Annotated in this window: 13 protein-coding genes; 9 read left to right on the forward strand and 4 right to left on the reverse strand. The window is 60.6% G+C overall.

The window, feature by feature from the left end:
* Window positions 1-21 precede the first annotated feature (21 nt).
* Together IPJ76_18230 and IPJ76_18235 are read left to right on the forward strand one after the other, a co-directional pair.
* The gene (locus IPJ76_18230; protein QQR86493.1) at window positions 22-252 is read left to right on the forward strand and encodes a DUF433 domain-containing protein; all 231 of its coding nucleotides are present in this window, start codon (window positions 22-24) and stop codon (window positions 250-252) included.
* Entirely contained in the window at window positions 249-587 is a 339-nt protein-coding gene (locus IPJ76_18235; GenBank protein QQR86494.1) for a DUF5615 family PIN-like protein, read from the forward strand. The genes IPJ76_18230 and IPJ76_18235 overlap by 4 nt, the downstream gene beginning before the upstream one ends.
* Window positions 588-980: 393 nt before the next feature.
* Here IPJ76_18235 and IPJ76_18240 read toward each other — a convergent pair whose 3' ends face one another.
* Window positions 981-1,547 (reverse strand): hypothetical protein, encoded by a 567-nt coding sequence (locus IPJ76_18240; protein ID QQR86495.1) that lies wholly within the window; start codon window positions 1,545-1,547, stop codon window positions 981-983.
* A 254-nt stretch (window positions 1,548-1,801) separates the two neighbouring features.
* Between IPJ76_18240 and IPJ76_18245 the strand changes: the two genes are divergently transcribed.
* Window positions 1,802-2,473: a hypothetical protein gene (locus IPJ76_18245; protein ID QQR86496.1), complete on the forward strand. Its 672-nt coding sequence runs from the start codon at window positions 1,802-1,804 to the stop codon at window positions 2,471-2,473.
* An 18-nt stretch (window positions 2,474-2,491) separates the two neighbouring features.
* Here the strand turns inward: IPJ76_18245 and IPJ76_18250 are convergent, their stop codons facing one another.
* Window positions 2,492-4,006, reverse strand: a complete 1,515-nt coding sequence (locus IPJ76_18250; GenBank protein QQR86497.1) for a sulfatase-like hydrolase/transferase — start codon at window positions 4,004-4,006, stop codon at window positions 2,492-2,494.
* A gap of 247 nt (window positions 4,007-4,253) precedes the next feature.
* Between IPJ76_18250 and IPJ76_18255 the strand changes: the two genes are divergently transcribed.
* From IPJ76_18255 to IPJ76_18275, 5 genes are all read left to right on the forward strand, one after another.
* Window positions 4,254-5,249 carry an NAD(P)-dependent alcohol dehydrogenase gene (locus tag IPJ76_18255; GenBank protein QQR86498.1) on the forward strand — a complete coding sequence of 332 codons (996 nt, stop codon included), beginning with the start codon at window positions 4,254-4,256 and terminating at the stop codon, window positions 5,247-5,249.
* 84 nt (window positions 5,250-5,333) lie between these two features.
* Window positions 5,334-5,657 carry a hypothetical protein gene (locus IPJ76_18260; GenBank protein QQR86499.1) on the forward strand — a complete coding sequence of 108 codons (324 nt, stop codon included), beginning with the start codon at window positions 5,334-5,336 and terminating at the stop codon, window positions 5,655-5,657.
* A 185-nt stretch (window positions 5,658-5,842) separates the two neighbouring features.
* Window positions 5,843-6,949, forward strand: coding sequence for an efflux RND transporter periplasmic adaptor subunit (locus IPJ76_18265; protein ID QQR86500.1), 1,107 nt, complete (start codon window positions 5,843-5,845; stop codon window positions 6,947-6,949).
* A 113-nt stretch (window positions 6,950-7,062) separates the two neighbouring features.
* Window positions 7,063-10,299: an efflux RND transporter permease subunit gene (locus IPJ76_18270; GenBank protein QQR86501.1), complete on the forward strand. Its 3,237-nt coding sequence runs from the start codon at window positions 7,063-7,065 to the stop codon at window positions 10,297-10,299.
* A gap of 3 nt (window positions 10,300-10,302) precedes the next feature.
* A complete protein-coding gene (locus tag IPJ76_18275; protein QQR86502.1) occupies window positions 10,303-11,733 on the forward strand; it encodes an efflux transporter outer membrane subunit in 1,431 nt (476 codons plus the stop codon).
* A gap of 17 nt (window positions 11,734-11,750) precedes the next feature.
* On the opposite strand, the gene IPJ76_18280 is transcribed toward IPJ76_18275, so the two are convergent.
* On the reverse strand, window positions 11,751-13,244 hold the full coding sequence (locus IPJ76_18280) for a hypothetical protein (protein QQR86503.1): 1,494 nt from the start codon (window positions 13,242-13,244) through the stop codon (window positions 11,751-11,753).
* A gap of 93 nt (window positions 13,245-13,337) precedes the next feature.
* Complete coding sequence (gene yaaA, locus IPJ76_18285) at window positions 13,338-14,150, reverse strand: peroxide stress protein YaaA (GenBank protein ID QQR86504.1); 813 nt, start codon at window positions 14,148-14,150, stop codon at window positions 13,338-13,340.
* Between the two features lie 62 nt (window positions 14,151-14,212).
* Here yaaA and IPJ76_18290 point away from each other — a divergent pair, with 62 nt between their 5' ends.
* The gene (locus tag IPJ76_18290) at window positions 14,213-15,421 is read left to right on the forward strand and encodes an MFS transporter (protein QQR86505.1); all 1,209 of its coding nucleotides are present in this window, start codon (window positions 14,213-14,215) and stop codon (window positions 15,419-15,421) included.
* Window positions 15,422-15,531 lie beyond the last annotated feature (110 nt).

The raw sequence follows: 15,531 nt of genomic DNA on the forward strand, positions 1-15,531 counted from the left end.
TTTGAACAACGCACTTGTCCAATGGACTACTTGAAGATCATTACGGTGGACCCCGCTATCCGCAGTGGGAAACCATGCATCAGGGGCATGCGCATCACGGTGGGCGATGTCTTGGAGTACCTCGGCGGGGGCATGACCACCCAAGAGATCCTTAACGATTTCCCTTACCTCACCGAAGAGGATATTCGCGCGTGCCTAGCCTACGCCGGTGACCGCGAACGCCGTTTGCACACCATTCCGCCTGCGGCGTGAAGTTCCTGATCGATCACAACCTCTCTCCTATTCTGGTCCATCACCTGAAGGACCATTATCCTGGCTCAGTTCATACCTCAACACTTGGCTTTGATCGTACGCCTGACCATGACCTGTGGCGGTACGCAAAGGATAACGGCTTCAGCATTCTTACCAAAGACACCGACTTCGAGCAGCTCAGTTTGTTGCACGGGGCACCCCCGAAGGTGATCTGGTTGCGCATCGGTAATGCACCGACCAAAGTGGTCCGCGAGCTGATCGATGCACATCGTGATGACATACAAGCCTTTCTGCAAGATGAGGAGCGCTCGTTCATGGCTCTCGGGCCTGGTTGATCCCGAACGAGGCCGCGCTGCATGCGCACCTGAACACGGGTATGACGGAGAGCGCTGGACCGGGGATGGGGGGGTATTAACGACAACAACAACGGAGCGCAATGCAATACAGAATCAACCGTCTCCAACTTGTCGTCGTCTTCCTTACGGTCGTCTTGCTTGTGGCAGCCTTGGCTTATCCACCTTGGGTCGGCGCTTCGATCGAGATGACAACAATCGGGGATACGGCCGTTTACTCACCTGTGAGGGAGAGTTTCGCAGGCTGGGCGTCTTACGCTGAACGGATAGATAAGTATGGTCGTGTGGAGCTTGGCCTCCTCCTCTTTGAGTGGGCTGCGATAGTGGCAATCGGGCTCGTCAGCTTTTTGTCCGTGCGAAGCAAGACGCTGGAGACTAGAGGATAGTCGCGGGCGTCTGATAATGCAGAGCCTCAGCAGCGCGCACCAATTGCATTGCGTCCCTCTTCGTTTTTGCCAAGACACGAAACAGGAAGGAGTCCGAGGGCAATCGCGTGTGTTCAACTTGTCCGACAAGAACCGGAGCCATGAATGGGATATCCCCATCGCGATCAATCGTCCCCTCTTCGACGTTGATACGCTTGATGCCTGACCATACTACCAACCCGGAGATGACGGTCGATGCTAGAAGGTCCAGAATTCCGTCGCACGAACCCGAGGCTTCCTCATAGTAATTCACAAACGGCCGGTATGCCGTATCTCTAGTTCTAAGGGAGTGGAAGACCCTAGTCAACTGCCTTGACTCGTGACAACGGAGGAAGTAGTAGTTCGGGCTTTCTTCAAAACCGACGGCTGGCAGGCCCTCGACGTGCAGTTCACGGACATGCGCGCATCGGTCTAGGCCATAGAGGATCACGTACTTGTCCGCAAGCTCTGGCTGGGAGAAAAAGGGCACTCGGGAGCAAGCGCTGTCCCCCAAGTCCACTGCATACACTTTGTTCATTCGGCAAAGATAACACCCTGAACGACAGCGGAGTGATACGACCTAGACGCAGTCGCGAGTGGAACTTAACGGGGAGCGAGCTGTAGGCTTCGACTAGGTGGTGGCGTCGGTTGATGGCTTGCGGAAGCGGTCGGTGAGTTCGGTGGAAAGCATGAGGACGTCTTCTGGTGAAAGTCCACGGCAGAGGGCGCATGGCCGCACGGAAACCCCTGTTTGAAGCGTTACGTAAACACCCCGCCAACGCATGAAGCGCCATGATCCGCTCAGGAATGACACCCGTTCAGGTGGCTTCGGCCGCCCGGAAGGACGTTGGTCAGCTGAAGCAGCATGTGCTGGAGAAGCACGCTGACCTAGCGCTGGCCTCCGGGAAGGAGGAGACGGAGCGCGGTGGTGCCTTCCAATCGGACAAGGGCCTGCAATGGGTGTACGTGGTCACCGCGGCAAAAGGACGCGTTACGCTCTACCCGTTGCTGTGGTGGGCCACTACTGATGGGATCTGTGCCCTGCAGATCGACGCTGAGGGTCCGGCGCAGTACTTCCAGCCGCATGTGCTTGACCGCTACCTGAAGCGATACCTGCACCGGAAGGGCGGCCGCATCGGGGCGATCCGGCAGTTCCACAAGAACAACTACGACAAGGTGTTCCATCCGGACACCTACAAGAACGATCGGGACAGCTATGTGGCTGCGGTGGACAACGGCTACGTGGTGGGCGAGAACCTGAAGGCCCATGCCATCGTGTACTTCCGCACCTTCTACGATGCCGTGACCGGGCGACGGCGGTTCGGTCACCTGCGGGCTTCGCTGCGGTGGCGCTCGGCCATCAAGAACTTGACCTTCGAGCGCAAAGGGCGCTGCGATACGCCGCACACAGCCTGGGGCCTTGGCTACGACCTGCAATGGCCGACGTGGCGCGCTGCTGCGTGAGCGTGGCTTCTGGTCAGTTCACTCCTTCACCAGCCTTACCATGGTTCTCCGGTCAGCTTGCACCAGATCCAAGAAGTAAAGGCCCGGCGCCAAGGCTCGCAGATCCAGCTCATTCGTGATGGATCGGGAGAACAGAGACCTTCCAAGCGCGTCACACACCCGCACGGTGATGGGCAGCGGTAGTGGCGCCTGAACGGACACCATATCCTGCGCCGGGTTGGGATGAACAACGAACAAGCCTTGCTGACCAGGTCCGTCAATGAGCAGCGGTGAAGCACAATCAGCGGCGAGCGCGTCGTAGGCCAGCTGTTCATCGATGGAGAGACCACCGCTCAAGAGGTTGGTGCTTTCCCACGGATCGTTCAGCAGATCGAAGAAGAGCTGCGAGCCGTTGTCCTGGTCGATGAGCTTCCAGCGTTCATCGCGGACGGCATAACCGCTCACTGCACCCTGCGACACATCGGCGCGCAAGCAAGAGCGCACGGAAATACCTGATTGTGTGAACATCGGTAGAAGGCTTCGGCTGTCCTCGTAGACCGGTAACACGGCACCCGTCACTTCAACGATCGTTGCGAACAGATCGGTGCTGTTCACAAGGGCGCCTTCACGCTCAGCGGCTCGTGTGATCCCCGGCCCTGCCATGACCAACGGTGCCCGAACGCCCCCTTCGAACAACGTGCCTTTGGCGTGACCGGGCGTGTACGGTGATTGGATCACGTCCATATCGGTGCCGTTGTCGCCGATGAAGATGACCAGTGTGTTGGCGAGTTCTGCCGGGGTAAGCGATCCCAGGAGCCTCCCCAGCTCGTAGTCCACGCTTTCCACCATGGCCAGGTAGTACGGCAGGGGGTTCGCTGCGATGCTGTCCGGGTCGGTAGGCAGTGGCCCTTGTTCATGCATGAAGAGCGGTGGCCGGTGCAGCGGGGTGTGCGGTGCGGTGTAGGCCAGCCAGCACAACCAGGGGGTGGTTTGCTGATCGATCCAGTCAATGGCACGATCGGTGAGGGCTGTGGTGATATAGTCGGTGGAAGGGGTTGTGGTGCCATCGATGGTGAGCGGCCACATGTTGTAGTTGCTCACCGCCCCGGTGAGGACCCCGGCAAAGTGCGGGACGCCCATGGTGTTGGGATAAGTGGCATCGGGCTGAAGGCCGCCCAAATGCCATTTGCCGATGATGCACGAGGCATAACCGCTGCCGTTGTTGGTGAGGTACTGGTGGAGCGTGACTTCGTTCGATGGCAGCAGAGACAGATCGCCGGGATTGAGCACGCCCGTGCGGAACCCGTAGCGGCCCGTAAGGATCGTGCTGCGCGTGGGAGAGCACAAGGGGTTCACCCAAACGTTGTCGAACGTGAGCCCTTGGGCCATGAGGGCCCCCAGGTTGGGCATGGCGGCCTTAACCGGTCCGGCCATGTACCCCGGAACAGGATCAAGCCCAAGGTCATCGGCGATGATGAGCAGGACATTGGGTTGCTGCGCCGCTCCATGACGGGCGACCCAGAACGCGATCAAGAACAGGATGGACCTGGACATGTGGCAAGGACTTGTGATCCGCTTTCTGGTTTGATCAAGAGCATTTTTCCATGCACGCGCCCACAAGATCACGGACCATGGAGGACAAGACCAATATAGATCAACATAACACGCGGCTGGTGCCCGTCGTTTCCCGCTGTGAGGCGCGAGCAGGGCCGATCCCGTTGCTCAGGTACCCAACCAACCGTCCTTCGCGCACCTCTCCTAACGCAGGATCACCGCTTGCCCTTCGGGCCTTCGTCGAGCGTTGGTATCGGCTTGGTTCGCGCGACCTCCATCGGCACACCATGAAAGCCATCATTGCGCCCGGTTCGGCCCGCCGGAGAACCTGGAACTCCGGGATGTGCCCGTACCCAAGCCCAGCGGTCGCCATGTGCTGGTGCGTGTGCACGCCACCACGGTGAACGACTACGACTGGAGCATGGTACGCGGTCGGCCTTACATCTACCGGCTCTTCTTCGGGTTGTTCCGGCCGTGGCAGACCGTTCCGGGCATGGAACTGTCGGGCGTGGTGGCGGCCTTGGGGACCAAAGCCACCAAGTGGCGCGTTGGTGACCTGGTCTATGGGGATACCTCGAACGGAGGTTTGGGCACCTTCGCCGAACTGGTGGCCGTGCCTGAGGATGAATTGCGGCGCATACCTGCTGGACTTCCTTTCACAACGGCTGCGGCCATACCGCATGCGTTGGAATTGGCTTACCAGGCAATTGTGGGCGTCGGCCAGCTGACCAATGGAGAACGTGTCCTGGTCAATGGTGCCGGTGGCGGAGTAGGCACCTTCGCTTTGCAATTGGCCAAGCACAAGGGCTGCACGGTGTGGGGCGTGGACAAGGGTGAAAAACTGGAAGCGATGACCGCCCTCGGTTTCGATCACGTCATCGACTACAAGCAACAGGACTTCACGCGCCTCGGGGAACGCTTCGACCTGGTGGTGGACACGAAGACGAAACGTGGACCGCGCAGCATCGCACGCGCGCTTTCACCTCGAGGCCGCTACGTTACCGTAGGTGGAGATCCCGGCCGATTGATCGTGGTGTTGTTCGCACGGGTGCTCGGTCGGAAGAACTTCCACATCGTCGCGCTGAAGTCGAACAAGAACCTAGATGCCCTGGCACCGCTCCTGAGCAACGGCACATTGAAACCCGTGGTGGACGGCCCTTACCCGCTGAGCGAAGCCCCACGGCTGGTGCGCTACTTCGGCGAAGGGAAGCACACGGGCAAGGTGGTGATGACGGTGCAGTGAACACTTCACCTTTCAAATGATGTGTTAATCCCGTTGCGGTCCGGTCGGGGTGCGTTCTACGTTCGTCGCCGTTTTTCACCCGGTATGTTCCCCAAAGCCCAACGATTGCTCCGCACCGGCCTCTTGGCGTGCGTGATGCTGTTGGGCTTCCAGTTCCTGTTGCCGCATGCACTGCATGCCATGGGCCATGTGGCCATGCTTGAAGAGGGCGTGGTACCACCATTGGTCCAGGAAGAAGAAGGGGCCGGTGCCGGGATCGATGAAGACCACTTGACCTTGGCCTTTGGCCCGGAGCATCTGCGCATTGTGCAGTTGCGGCAAGCGTGGTCCATTGTGCATAGCGGTAACGCGCAGCGGCCCTTGGTCGCCTTCCTGCACGCCAGCGGGCTTCAGCCTTCGGCTCCCTGAGCAGTTGTTGATCCGGGCATGGTCGCGGTAGGTGTCGCTTTCCGGTGATCGCCGAACGCGCATCGCCACCGCCTCGCTCCTCCCCCCCCTGCACGTCGTTCCGTTGCACCGCGTCCGGTCCGGCCGAAGACATCGGAACTCCCGCAAGGCCTCGTTCCTCTTTCCGCTCAGCAGCACAGAACCGTATGATCTACCTCCGTTCAACCCCATTCCCCTATGCGTCGTTGCTCCTCTTGGCTGCCTTGGCCACCGGCTGCAGCGTGCACCACGACGAGGAGCACGAAAGCCACGAGCACGGCCGCTATCCCGCGACCAGTCCGCTTCTGGCCGACACCGTGGTGGCCCGTGACTACGTGTGCCAGATCCACTCCGTGCAACACATTGAACTGCGCGCCTTGGAGAAGGGCTACCTCCAGGACATGCTGGTGGACGAAGGCGAGGAGGTGAAGGAAGGTCAGCTCATGTTCCGCATCCGGCCTGTGCTCTACCAGGCCGAAGTACAGCGGGCTCAAGCCGAAGCCGAGTTCGCGGAGATCGAATACCGGAACACCAAGAGCCTCGCCGATAGCAATGTGGTTTCGCCCAATGAGCTGGCACTGGCCAAGGCGCGGTTGGACAAGGCCAAAGCCGAACTGAACATGGCCCAAGCCCATTTGGGTTTCACGGAGATCACTGCTCCGTTCGATGGCATCGTGGGCCGCTTCCATGTGCGGAAGGGAAGCTTGCTCGATGAGGGTGAACTGCTGACGGAACTGTCGGACAACAGTGCAATGTGGGTGTACTTCAACGTGCCCGAAGCCGAATACCTGGCCTACAAGAAGAATGCGCTGGCCGACAACGGCACCAAGGTGATGTTGATGATGGCCAATGGCGAGTTCTTCGATCAGCCCGGCGAGATCACCGCCATCGAGAGCGACTTCAACAACACCACCGGCAACATCGCCTTCCGCGCGACATTCCCCAATCCGAAGGGCCTCCTGCGCCACGGCGGAACGGGCAACATCCTCATGGATTCGCACCTGAAGGGCGTGCTGCTGGTCCCGCAGAAAGCCACCTTCGAGGTGCTCGACCACCGCTACGTGTTCGTGATCGACAAGGGGGGCGTGCTGCACACGGCACGCATCGAGGTAGGCCCCGAACTGCAGCACCTATTCGTGGTGAACGCGGGCCTGAAGAAGGAGGACCGCATCCTGCTGGAAGGCCTGCGCAAAGTGAAGGACGCCGACAAGGTCGACGTGGAGTTCATCGCGCCGGACTCCGTGGTGAAGCACTTGGACCTGTACGCTGAATGAACCCATTGAGTGCTTCACCACAGAAGCACGGAGCACACAGAGCAAGGCAGGCGTTTCACTCCCTCCGTGCCCTCTGTGCCTCTGTGGTGAACTGACCCCAACCTCTTCGATCCATGTTCAGGAATTTCATCCAGCGGCCGGTACTGGCCATCGTCATCTCCGTGCTGATCCTCTTCGTTGGGGGGTTGGCCATGAAGCAACTGCCCACGGCGCAGTTCCCGGAGATCGCGCCCACCACGGTGAACATCTTCATCGCGTACCCCGGCGCCAGCGCCGACGTGCTCACCAAGAGCACCATCATCCAGCTCGAAACGGCGATCAACGGCGTGCAGGACATGCGCTACATCGCCAGCGATGCTACCAGTGCGGGCGAGGGCACCATCCGCGTGATCTTCGAGCCAGGCACCGATCCCAACGAAGCCGTGGTGCGCGTGAAGACGCGCGTGGACCAGGTGATGCCCAACCTGCCGCTGCTCGTGCAGCGCGAGGGTGTGATCATCACGCCGGTGCAGCCCAGCATGCTCATGTACGTGAACCTATACGGCAACGGCGAGGACGCGGACGAGCTCTTCCTGTACAACTACGCCTTCACGCAATTGATCCCGGAGATCCAGCGGATCCCCGGCGTGGCGCAGGCGCAGATCCTTGGCAGCCGCAAGTACGCCATGCGCGTGTGGATGAAGCCGGACCGCATGCGCGCCTACAACATCTCCGCCGAGGAGGTGATGAAGGCCATGGAGGAACAGAGCCTCATCGCACGGCCGGGCCGCTTGGGCCAGAGTTCCGGCATCAATGCGCAAGCACTCGAGTACGTGCTCATCTACCAAGGCCAGTTCAACGAGCCCGAGCAATACAGGAACATCATCATCCGTGCGAACGAGGAGGGGGAGATGATCAAGTTGCGCGACATCGCCGACGTGGAACTGGGCAGCGAGTTCTTCGACATCTATTCCAACCTCGATGGCAAACCCTCGGCTTCCATCGTACTGAAACAAACCCTGGGCAGCAATGCCAGCGAGGTGATCGCCCAGGTGAAGGAGAAGCTGAAGGAGCAGGCCGCCTTCATGCCGCCGGGTATCGATTACAAGGTAAGCTACGATGTGAGCACCTTTCTTGATGCGTCCATCGAACAAGTGCTGCACACCCTGTTGGAGGCCTTCCTCCTGGTCGCCTTGGTGGTGTTCATCTTCCTCGGTGACTGGCGCTCCACGCTGATCCCGATCATCGCGGTTCCGGTGTCGTTGATCGGTGCCTTCTTCGTGATGCAGGTGTTCGACCTGTCGATCAACCTGATCACGCTGTTCGCCTTGGTGCTCGCCATCGGCATCGTGGTGGACAACGCGATCGTCGTGGTGGAGGCCGTGCACGCCAAGATGGAGGGCAACCACGCCCTCACGCCATACGCTGCGGTGAAGGAGGTGATGGGCGAGATCGGTGGTGCCATCATCGCCATCACGCTGGTAATGGTCTCCGTGTTCATCCCCGTCTCGTTCATGACCGGTCCGGTCGGTGTGTTCTACCGTCAGTTCTCCATCACGATGGCGGGCTCCATCATCATTTCGGGCCTGGTGGCGCTCACCCTTACGCCAGTGCTCTGTGCGATGCTCTTGAAGGCCCATGGGACGCGCAAGAGGACGTTTCTCGACAAGGGCATCGACGCCTTCAACCGCTGGTTCGAGGGCTTGACCGGTCGGTATGTGGCCGTGCTGAACAGGATCGTCGTTCTGCGCGTGCTCACGTTCGGTGCGCTCATCGGTTTCTGCTTCGCGATCTACCTCACCAACCAGGTGCTGCCGGCCGGCTTCATCCCCAGCGAGGACCAAGGCACCATCTACGCCATCGTGCAAACGCCGCCCGGTTCCACGCTGGAGACCACCAACGAGGTAGCGCGCGACCTGCAGAAGATCTGCGAGGAGATCCCCGAAGTGGAATCGGTGTCGTCGCTGGCGGGTTATGAGATCATGACCGAGGGCCGCGGCTCGAACGCCGGGACGTGTCTCATCGACCTGAAGCCCTGGGACGAACGCGACAAGAATGTGAACGAGGTGATGGAGGAGCTCGAGGAGAAGACGAAGGACCTCGGTGCGGTCATCGAGTTCTTCGAACCACCGGCCGTACCGGGCTTCGGTTCATCGGCCGGCTTCTCGCTGCGCATGCTGGACAAGACGAACGGCACGGACTACCACGAGTTCGAACGCATCAACAACGAGTTCATGGAAGCGCTGGCCAAGCGCAAGGAACTCACCGGCCTGTTCACCTTCTATGCGGCCAACTTCCCGCAGTACGAGATGATCATCGACAACGACCTGGCCATGCAGAAAGGCGTGAGCATCGGTAAGGCCGTCGAGAACCTGAACATCCTCATCGGCAGCACCTATGAGCAGGGCTTCATCCGCTTCGGCCGTTTCTTCAAGGTGTATGCGCAGGCCGCGCCGGAGTATCGCCGGTATCCGACCGATCTCACTGGCCTGTTCGTGAAGAACGAGGAAGGTGAGATGGTGCCCTACTCCTCCTTCATGCACTTCGAGAAGCGCTTGGGCCCGAACGAGATCACGCGCTACAACCTCTACAATTCCGCGACCATCCGAGGGCTTTCGGTAGAGGGCTACACCAGCGGCGATGCGATCAAGGCGATCCAGGAGGTGGCCAAGAAAACGCTGCCGCGCGGCTACGATATCGCGTGGGAAGGGCTCTCGTACGACGAAGCACGTCGCGGCAACGAAGCCATCTACATCTTCCTGGTCGTGCTCATTTTCGTGTACCTGGTACTCGCCGCCCAGTATGAGAGCTTCGTTCTACCGCTGGTGGTGATCCTCTCCCTTCCGGTCGGTGTGCTCGGCTCCTTGCTACTGCTCAAAGCGATGGGCCTGGCGAACGACGTGTACGCGCAGATCGGCATCATCATGCTCATCGGTCTGCTGGGCAAGAACGCGGTGCTGATAGTCGAGTTCGCCGTGCAGAAGCAGCGCGCGGGAGCCTCCGTGCTCGAAGCTACGATCGAGGGTTCGAAGGCACGGTTCCGCCCCATCCTCATGACTTCTTTCGCCTTCGTGGCAGGCCTGATCCCATTGGTCCTGGCTTCGGGTGCTGGTGCGATCGGCAATCGGACGATCGGTTCGTCATCCCTCGGCGGCATGCTCGTGGGCACGGTGCTCGGTGTGCTTGTGATCCCAGGCCTGTACTACGTCTTTGCCAACATGATCAAGGGGCGCAAGCTCATCAGCGACGAGCGCGATGAACCGGTCTCGGAGGAATTCGTGCGGCACGCCGAAGAGGACACTGCCTCCAAAGAGGTCATCCGGTCGCTCTCCGTGCGCTTGCGCGAGGCCTTGAAACGCAAGAAGGACTGAACCATGAGCCGAACGATCAATTTCCTCGGAACCGCCTGCGTGCTGGCCCTGCTCGGGCTCTCTTCCTGTGTTCCGGCACTGAAGGTGCGCGAAGTCCGGAAGGACACGCCCGCGTCCTACGCCAGCAATTCGGACACGACGAATGCCGCGAACACGCCATGGCGCGCATTCTTCATCGACCCCCACCTCCGCATGCTCATCGATAGCGCCCTGGCCAACAACCAGGAGCTTAACATCATGCTGCAGGAGATCGCCGTGGCGCAGAGCGAGGTGCGCGCACGCAAAGGAGAATACCTGCCCTTCGTGGAAGCGGGTGCCGCAGCGGAGGTTGACAAGGTGGGCGAATTCACGCGTAACGGGGCCGTGGAGCACAACCTTGACATCAAGGAGGAGACCAGGTTCCCTGAGCCGCTGCCGAACTATATCGTGGCCGCACGCGCATCGTGGGAGATCGACATCTGGAAGAAGCTGCGAAACGCGAAGAAGGCGGCGATGATGCGCTACCTGGGCACCGTGGAGGGCCGGAACTTCATGATCACTCACCTGGTCGCGGAGATCGCCAACAGCTACTACGAGTTGATGGCGTTGGACAACCAGCTGGAGATCCTGCGCAACAACATCGCCATCCAGCAGGACGCGTTGGAGATCGTGAAGCTGGAAAAGCAGGCAGCGAAAGTCACGGAACTGGCCGTGCGGCGATTCGAGGCTGAAGTGCTCAAGAACTGCAGCAACCTGTTCGATATCCAGCAGCGCATCACGGAGACGGAGAACCGCATCAACTTCCTGGTGGGCCGCTACCCGCAGGCAGTGACGCGCGGTTCCGCATCGTTCGCCAGCCTCGTGCTGGACAGCATCTCCGCGGGCGTTCCATCACAGCTGCTCTCCTATCGCCCGGACATCCGCCAGGCGGAGCTCGAGCTCGCTGCTGCCAAGCTGGATGTGAAGGCCGCAAAGGCGAACTTCTATCCTTCCGTGCGGCTCACCGCGGGCATCGGCCTCAATGCGTTCGATGCTGCGTTGCTGACGGAAACGCCTGCATCGCTCATCTACAGCGTAGCTGGGGATCTGGTTGCACCGCTGGTGAACAGGAACGCGATCAAAGCAACCTACATCGGCGCCAATGCGCATCAAATGCAGGCGGTGTACCAGTACGAGCAGACCGTTCTCAACGCCTACGTGGAAGTGGTGAACCAGCTCTCGAACATCGAGAACCTGCGCAACAGCTACGACCTGCGGAAGCAACAAGTGGATGCGCTCTCCAGCTCCATCAACCTTTCCACCAACCTGTTCCGCTCCGCACGCGCCGATTACATGGAAGTGCTGCTCACCCAGCGCGATGCGCTCGAAAGCAAGTTCGAATTGGTGGAAACCCAGAAGCAGCGCATGACCGCCGTGGTTGGCATGTACCATGCGCTGGGCGGAGGCTGGAGGTGACCGGCAGCCCGTCGGGCTCAGTGTTGCACTACGAAGCGGAAGCTCCGTTGCCCGGTGCGCGCGGCGTAGAGGCCGTTGGGCAAATGCCGCACATCGAACCTGTTGCCGAATCGCGGCACGGCCACTGTCCTACCGTCCGCGTCCAAAACGGACACGATCGCGAGCGGGTCCAAACCTTCCACAACCACCTCTTGCTGTGCCGGGTTGGGGAACACGGATAAAACGGCCAGCGGCGCCATGGCTGAAGGAACAGCCGCTACCAGTGAACTGTCCATCAGCACATCCTCATCACCGGCCTGGTAGCTGGCCCAGATGAAATAGCACAGGAACATCTCATCCTCCGTGGTGCTTCCCAAGTACACGTTCTGCGGTGGGTTGTGCGGATTGTGCGGATTGCCGACCGTATTGTCGTACACGCCCTCGCTCTTGATCACCGCGCCGGCCGGGATGGGCTGCACGTACTGGAACGTGTAGTAGCGCTGCCAGTGGAAGTGCCACCAGGGGATATCGATGAGCGGGATGCTGTCGCCCTGGTGCTCATACCACACTTTGTAGCTCCGCCCCAATTGGTGCATGTGTGGGCAGATGGAGATGAACGAGCGGCTGTTCGGCACGTTGTACTCTTGGTGGAACGTACTGATCGTGTTCGCAGGTAGCACGAAAGGACCATCCACAAGACCTGGCGGGTTCTGGGACAACAACCAACCCACCCGCACAGGGCGCACGTCGCTGGCGTTCGTCACGAATTGCAGGTTCAGCACGGTGCTGTCCACCTGGCCTTGGTGGTAGGGTCCGTAATGGATCTCCAGCACGAAGTCAGCACCGGGCGGCACCGCAATGCCCCAATCCTGCGGATAGCGCACGATGTCACCCCCAGGTTGCCAAGCGTTCATGTAGAACGTGTAGGTGGGTTGGCCGGTTGATCCGTTGAACCCGGGCAGTGGGTCCTGCATGTCGTTCGCCATCGTGTTGCCCGTCATGTCGAACGAGATGTCAACGTGGTGCACTACATCGTCAATACCGGGCAGCACCTCTATCGCGTTCACGTACACGGTGTCGGGGAAGTTTGTCGGTATGGCGAACCAGCGGTACTCGTCGAGGTCGCTCTGCAACGTGTACGGCGGAATGGCCACCACATGATCGACGGTAGTGAGCATGGAGCCTCCGCTGGGGAACGTAGGGGGATCGGGCTCCAGCAAGGGGTCGCCGAAGGGCGTGCCTTGCAGCACCCAATTCGCAACGGCATCGATCTCGCCTTGCGTGAGGATGTTCTCATTGGCGAAATGCCTGTAGTCCGGATCAGCAGGCCAAGGTGGCATGTGCCCGAGCACAACGGCCTCGCTGATGGCGATACTGTTGGTGACCGCATCCTGATAACCCATCAGGTCGAAGGGCGCCGCTGTGCCGGGGTGATGGCAGCCGGTGCAATGCGTGTAGACGATGTTCGCCACATCGGGGCTCCACACCGGGTTCTGCGCAGTGCATAGCGCACTCAGCAGTATGGATGCCATCCAAACATGACGAACACGGCTTTGCATGCAACCAAGGTAGCCGCGCGGCCCACAGACGAGCGCAACGCCCCGTGACCAGTCGAGGCCGGGCACCTACCGTATCCTTCCCCCGGCCAACTTCTTCGGCACCAGTGGCGGCCGTTCAGCCCGTAGGAACACCCATTCGTCCTCGGTGCTTTCATCGGGCGCGAAGCGGTAGCCGTCACCGTCGTACGCCTTCACACGCTCGTGACCCATGATGCGGTGCTGGATGATATAGCGCGCCATGGCCCCGCGCTGCTGCTTGGCGAAGACCATCACCACTTTGTAACCGCTCGGCGTCTTGTCCTTGAACACCGGTGTGATGATGCGTGCGTTCAGTTGCTCGGTGTCCACCACGCTTGCGTATTCGCTGGACGCACAGTTGAGGACCACCGTGCTCTTGGTCGCCTTCAGGTCCGCGTTCAGCGCGTCGGTAACAAGCACGCCCCAATAGGCATAAAGATCCTTGGCCTTGCCCACACCGAAGGGTGTGCCCATCATCAAGCGGTAGTCCTGCATAAGGTCCAACGGACGCAGCACGCCGTACAGCCCGCTGAGGATGCGCAGGTGGTGCTGTGCGAAGTCCAGGTCGGCGGAAGTCAGGGAACGGGCATCGAGGCCACGGTACACTTCACCGTTGAAGGTGAACGCAGCCGGGCGCGCGTTCTTCAGCGTGAAGGGCGGCTTCCAGTCGGCGTAGCGTTGGCGGTTGAGTTCGCCCAGCTTCGCGCTGAGGTCCATAAGGCCCGAGAGCTTCTTAGCGCTGAGGGTCTTCAGTTTCTCCACCAATGGCACGGCATGCTTGAGCAGCACCGGCTGCGTTGCGCTAGCGAGAACAGGCGTTTCTTGGGCGAGGTCCTTTGCAGGAGAGAGCAGTACTATCATGCGTCATCGTCCCGCTGTGCCGGGGGCCGAAAAGTAGTCCTGCCCGATCGCACCTTTGGCCCGTGCTCCGCTCCCGTCCGTTCAACCGTGTTGTGCTGGCCGCCGGCTTGGGCTTCTTCGTTGACGCCTTCGACATCTTCCTCTTCAACATCTACCGCATCCCTAGTCTGAAGGAACTTGGCCTCACGGGCGACGAGCTCAGCAACGCCGGGGAGTGGCTGCTGTGGATGCAGATGGCAGGCATGATGCTCGGCGGCATCCTCACCGGGATCCTCGGGGACAAGCGCGGCCGCGTGAGCGTGCTCTTCGGCAGTATTGTTCTGTATTCGTTGGCCAACATCGCCAACGCGTTCGTTGACAGCGTAGCGGCCTACGCCGTGATCCGCTTCCTCGCGGGCCTTGGCTTGGCCGGTGAGCTGGGCGCGGGTATCACACTGGTGGGCGAAAGCATGACGAAGGAACGCCGGGGCTACGGCACCATCCTCGTGGCCACGCTCGGTGCCTTCGGGGCCGTATGCGCGGGCCTCGCTGGCGATGTGCTGCACTGGCGAACGGCCTTCGCACTGGCCGGAGGAGCAGGCCTGCTCCTGCTTTTCTTCCGCGTACGGAGCATGGAGAGCGGCATGTTCAAGCGTGCGCGGCAAGCCAGCACGCGGCACGGTTCATTCAGCCACCTCTTCAGCAATGGCGCTCGCGCTTGGCGTTACCTCGCTTGCATCGCCATGGGGGTTCCCATCTGGTACAGCGTGGGGCTGCTTATTACGCTCTCCCCTGAGCTGGCGGCTTCGTTCGGCGTGGACGTTTGGTCGTTGCCGAGAGCCTTCACGCTCTTCCAGGTGGGCATCTGCGTTGGTGACCTGGGCACGGGATTGCTGAGCCAGTGGTTGCGCACACGGCGTCGGGTCATGCTGGGTGGTATGCTGCTCGCCATCGCAGCCACGGCGCTCTACTTCGGTGCGTTCTCCTTGGGGGCAGGTAGCTATGCCGCGTGCTTCCTGATGGGGCTGGGATGCGGCTACCTGAGCGTGTTCGCCACGGCCACAGCCGAACACTTCGGAACCAATTTGCGCGTGCTCGTTACTGCGACCGTGACCAACTTCATGCGGGGTTCGGTGACGCTCATGATACCCCTGCACCAGCTCTTGAAAACGACATCTCTGGGCTCGGCCGGTGCGCTCATGCTTATTGGTGCACTGGTGTGGAGCCTTGCCATCATCAGCGCTTGGCGCCTTCCGGAGACGTACGGGGTGGAGATGGACCGCGTGGAATAACCGCCCCGATCGGCCCTCGGCCACGCGAGGTGTGAATGACCGTCTTCGGGCTTGACTTTCCTGCTCTATGCGCTTGGGCGCCTTCGTCGATGCTGGGCCTCTGATCGTCG

This window comes from Flavobacteriales bacterium (assembly GCA_016699575.1).
In the GTDB taxonomy this organism is placed as follows: Bacteria; Bacteroidota; Bacteroidia; order Flavobacteriales_F; family PHOS-HE28; genus PHOS-HE28.

Coding starts and splice junctions, on each gene's coding strand:
- IPJ76_18230 (QQR86493.1), top strand. CDS start 22: ATGGACTACTTGAAGATCATTACGGTGGACCCCGCTATCCGCAGTGGG.
- IPJ76_18240 (QQR86495.1), bottom strand. CDS start 1,547: ATGAACAAAGTGTATGCAGTGGACTTGGGGGACAGCGCTTGCTCCCGA.
- IPJ76_18245 (QQR86496.1), top strand. CDS start 1,802: ATGATCCGCTCAGGAATGACACCCGTTCAGGTGGCTTCGGCCGCCCGG.
- IPJ76_18250 (QQR86497.1), bottom strand. CDS start 4,006: ATGTCCAGGTCCATCCTGTTCTTGATCGCGTTCTGGGTCGCCCGTCAT.
- IPJ76_18260 (QQR86499.1), top strand. CDS start 5,334: ATGTTCCCCAAAGCCCAACGATTGCTCCGCACCGGCCTCTTGGCGTGC.
- IPJ76_18265 (QQR86500.1), top strand. CDS start 5,843: ATGATCTACCTCCGTTCAACCCCATTCCCCTATGCGTCGTTGCTCCTC.
- IPJ76_18270 (QQR86501.1), top strand. CDS start 7,063: ATGTTCAGGAATTTCATCCAGCGGCCGGTACTGGCCATCGTCATCTCC.
- IPJ76_18275 (QQR86502.1), top strand. CDS start 10,303: ATGAGCCGAACGATCAATTTCCTCGGAACCGCCTGCGTGCTGGCCCTG.
- IPJ76_18280 (QQR86503.1), bottom strand. CDS start 13,244: ATGGCATCCATACTGCTGAGTGCGCTATGCACTGCGCAGAACCCGGTG.
- yaaA (QQR86504.1), bottom strand. CDS start 14,150: ATGATAGTACTGCTCTCTCCTGCAAAGGACCTCGCCCAAGAAACGCCT.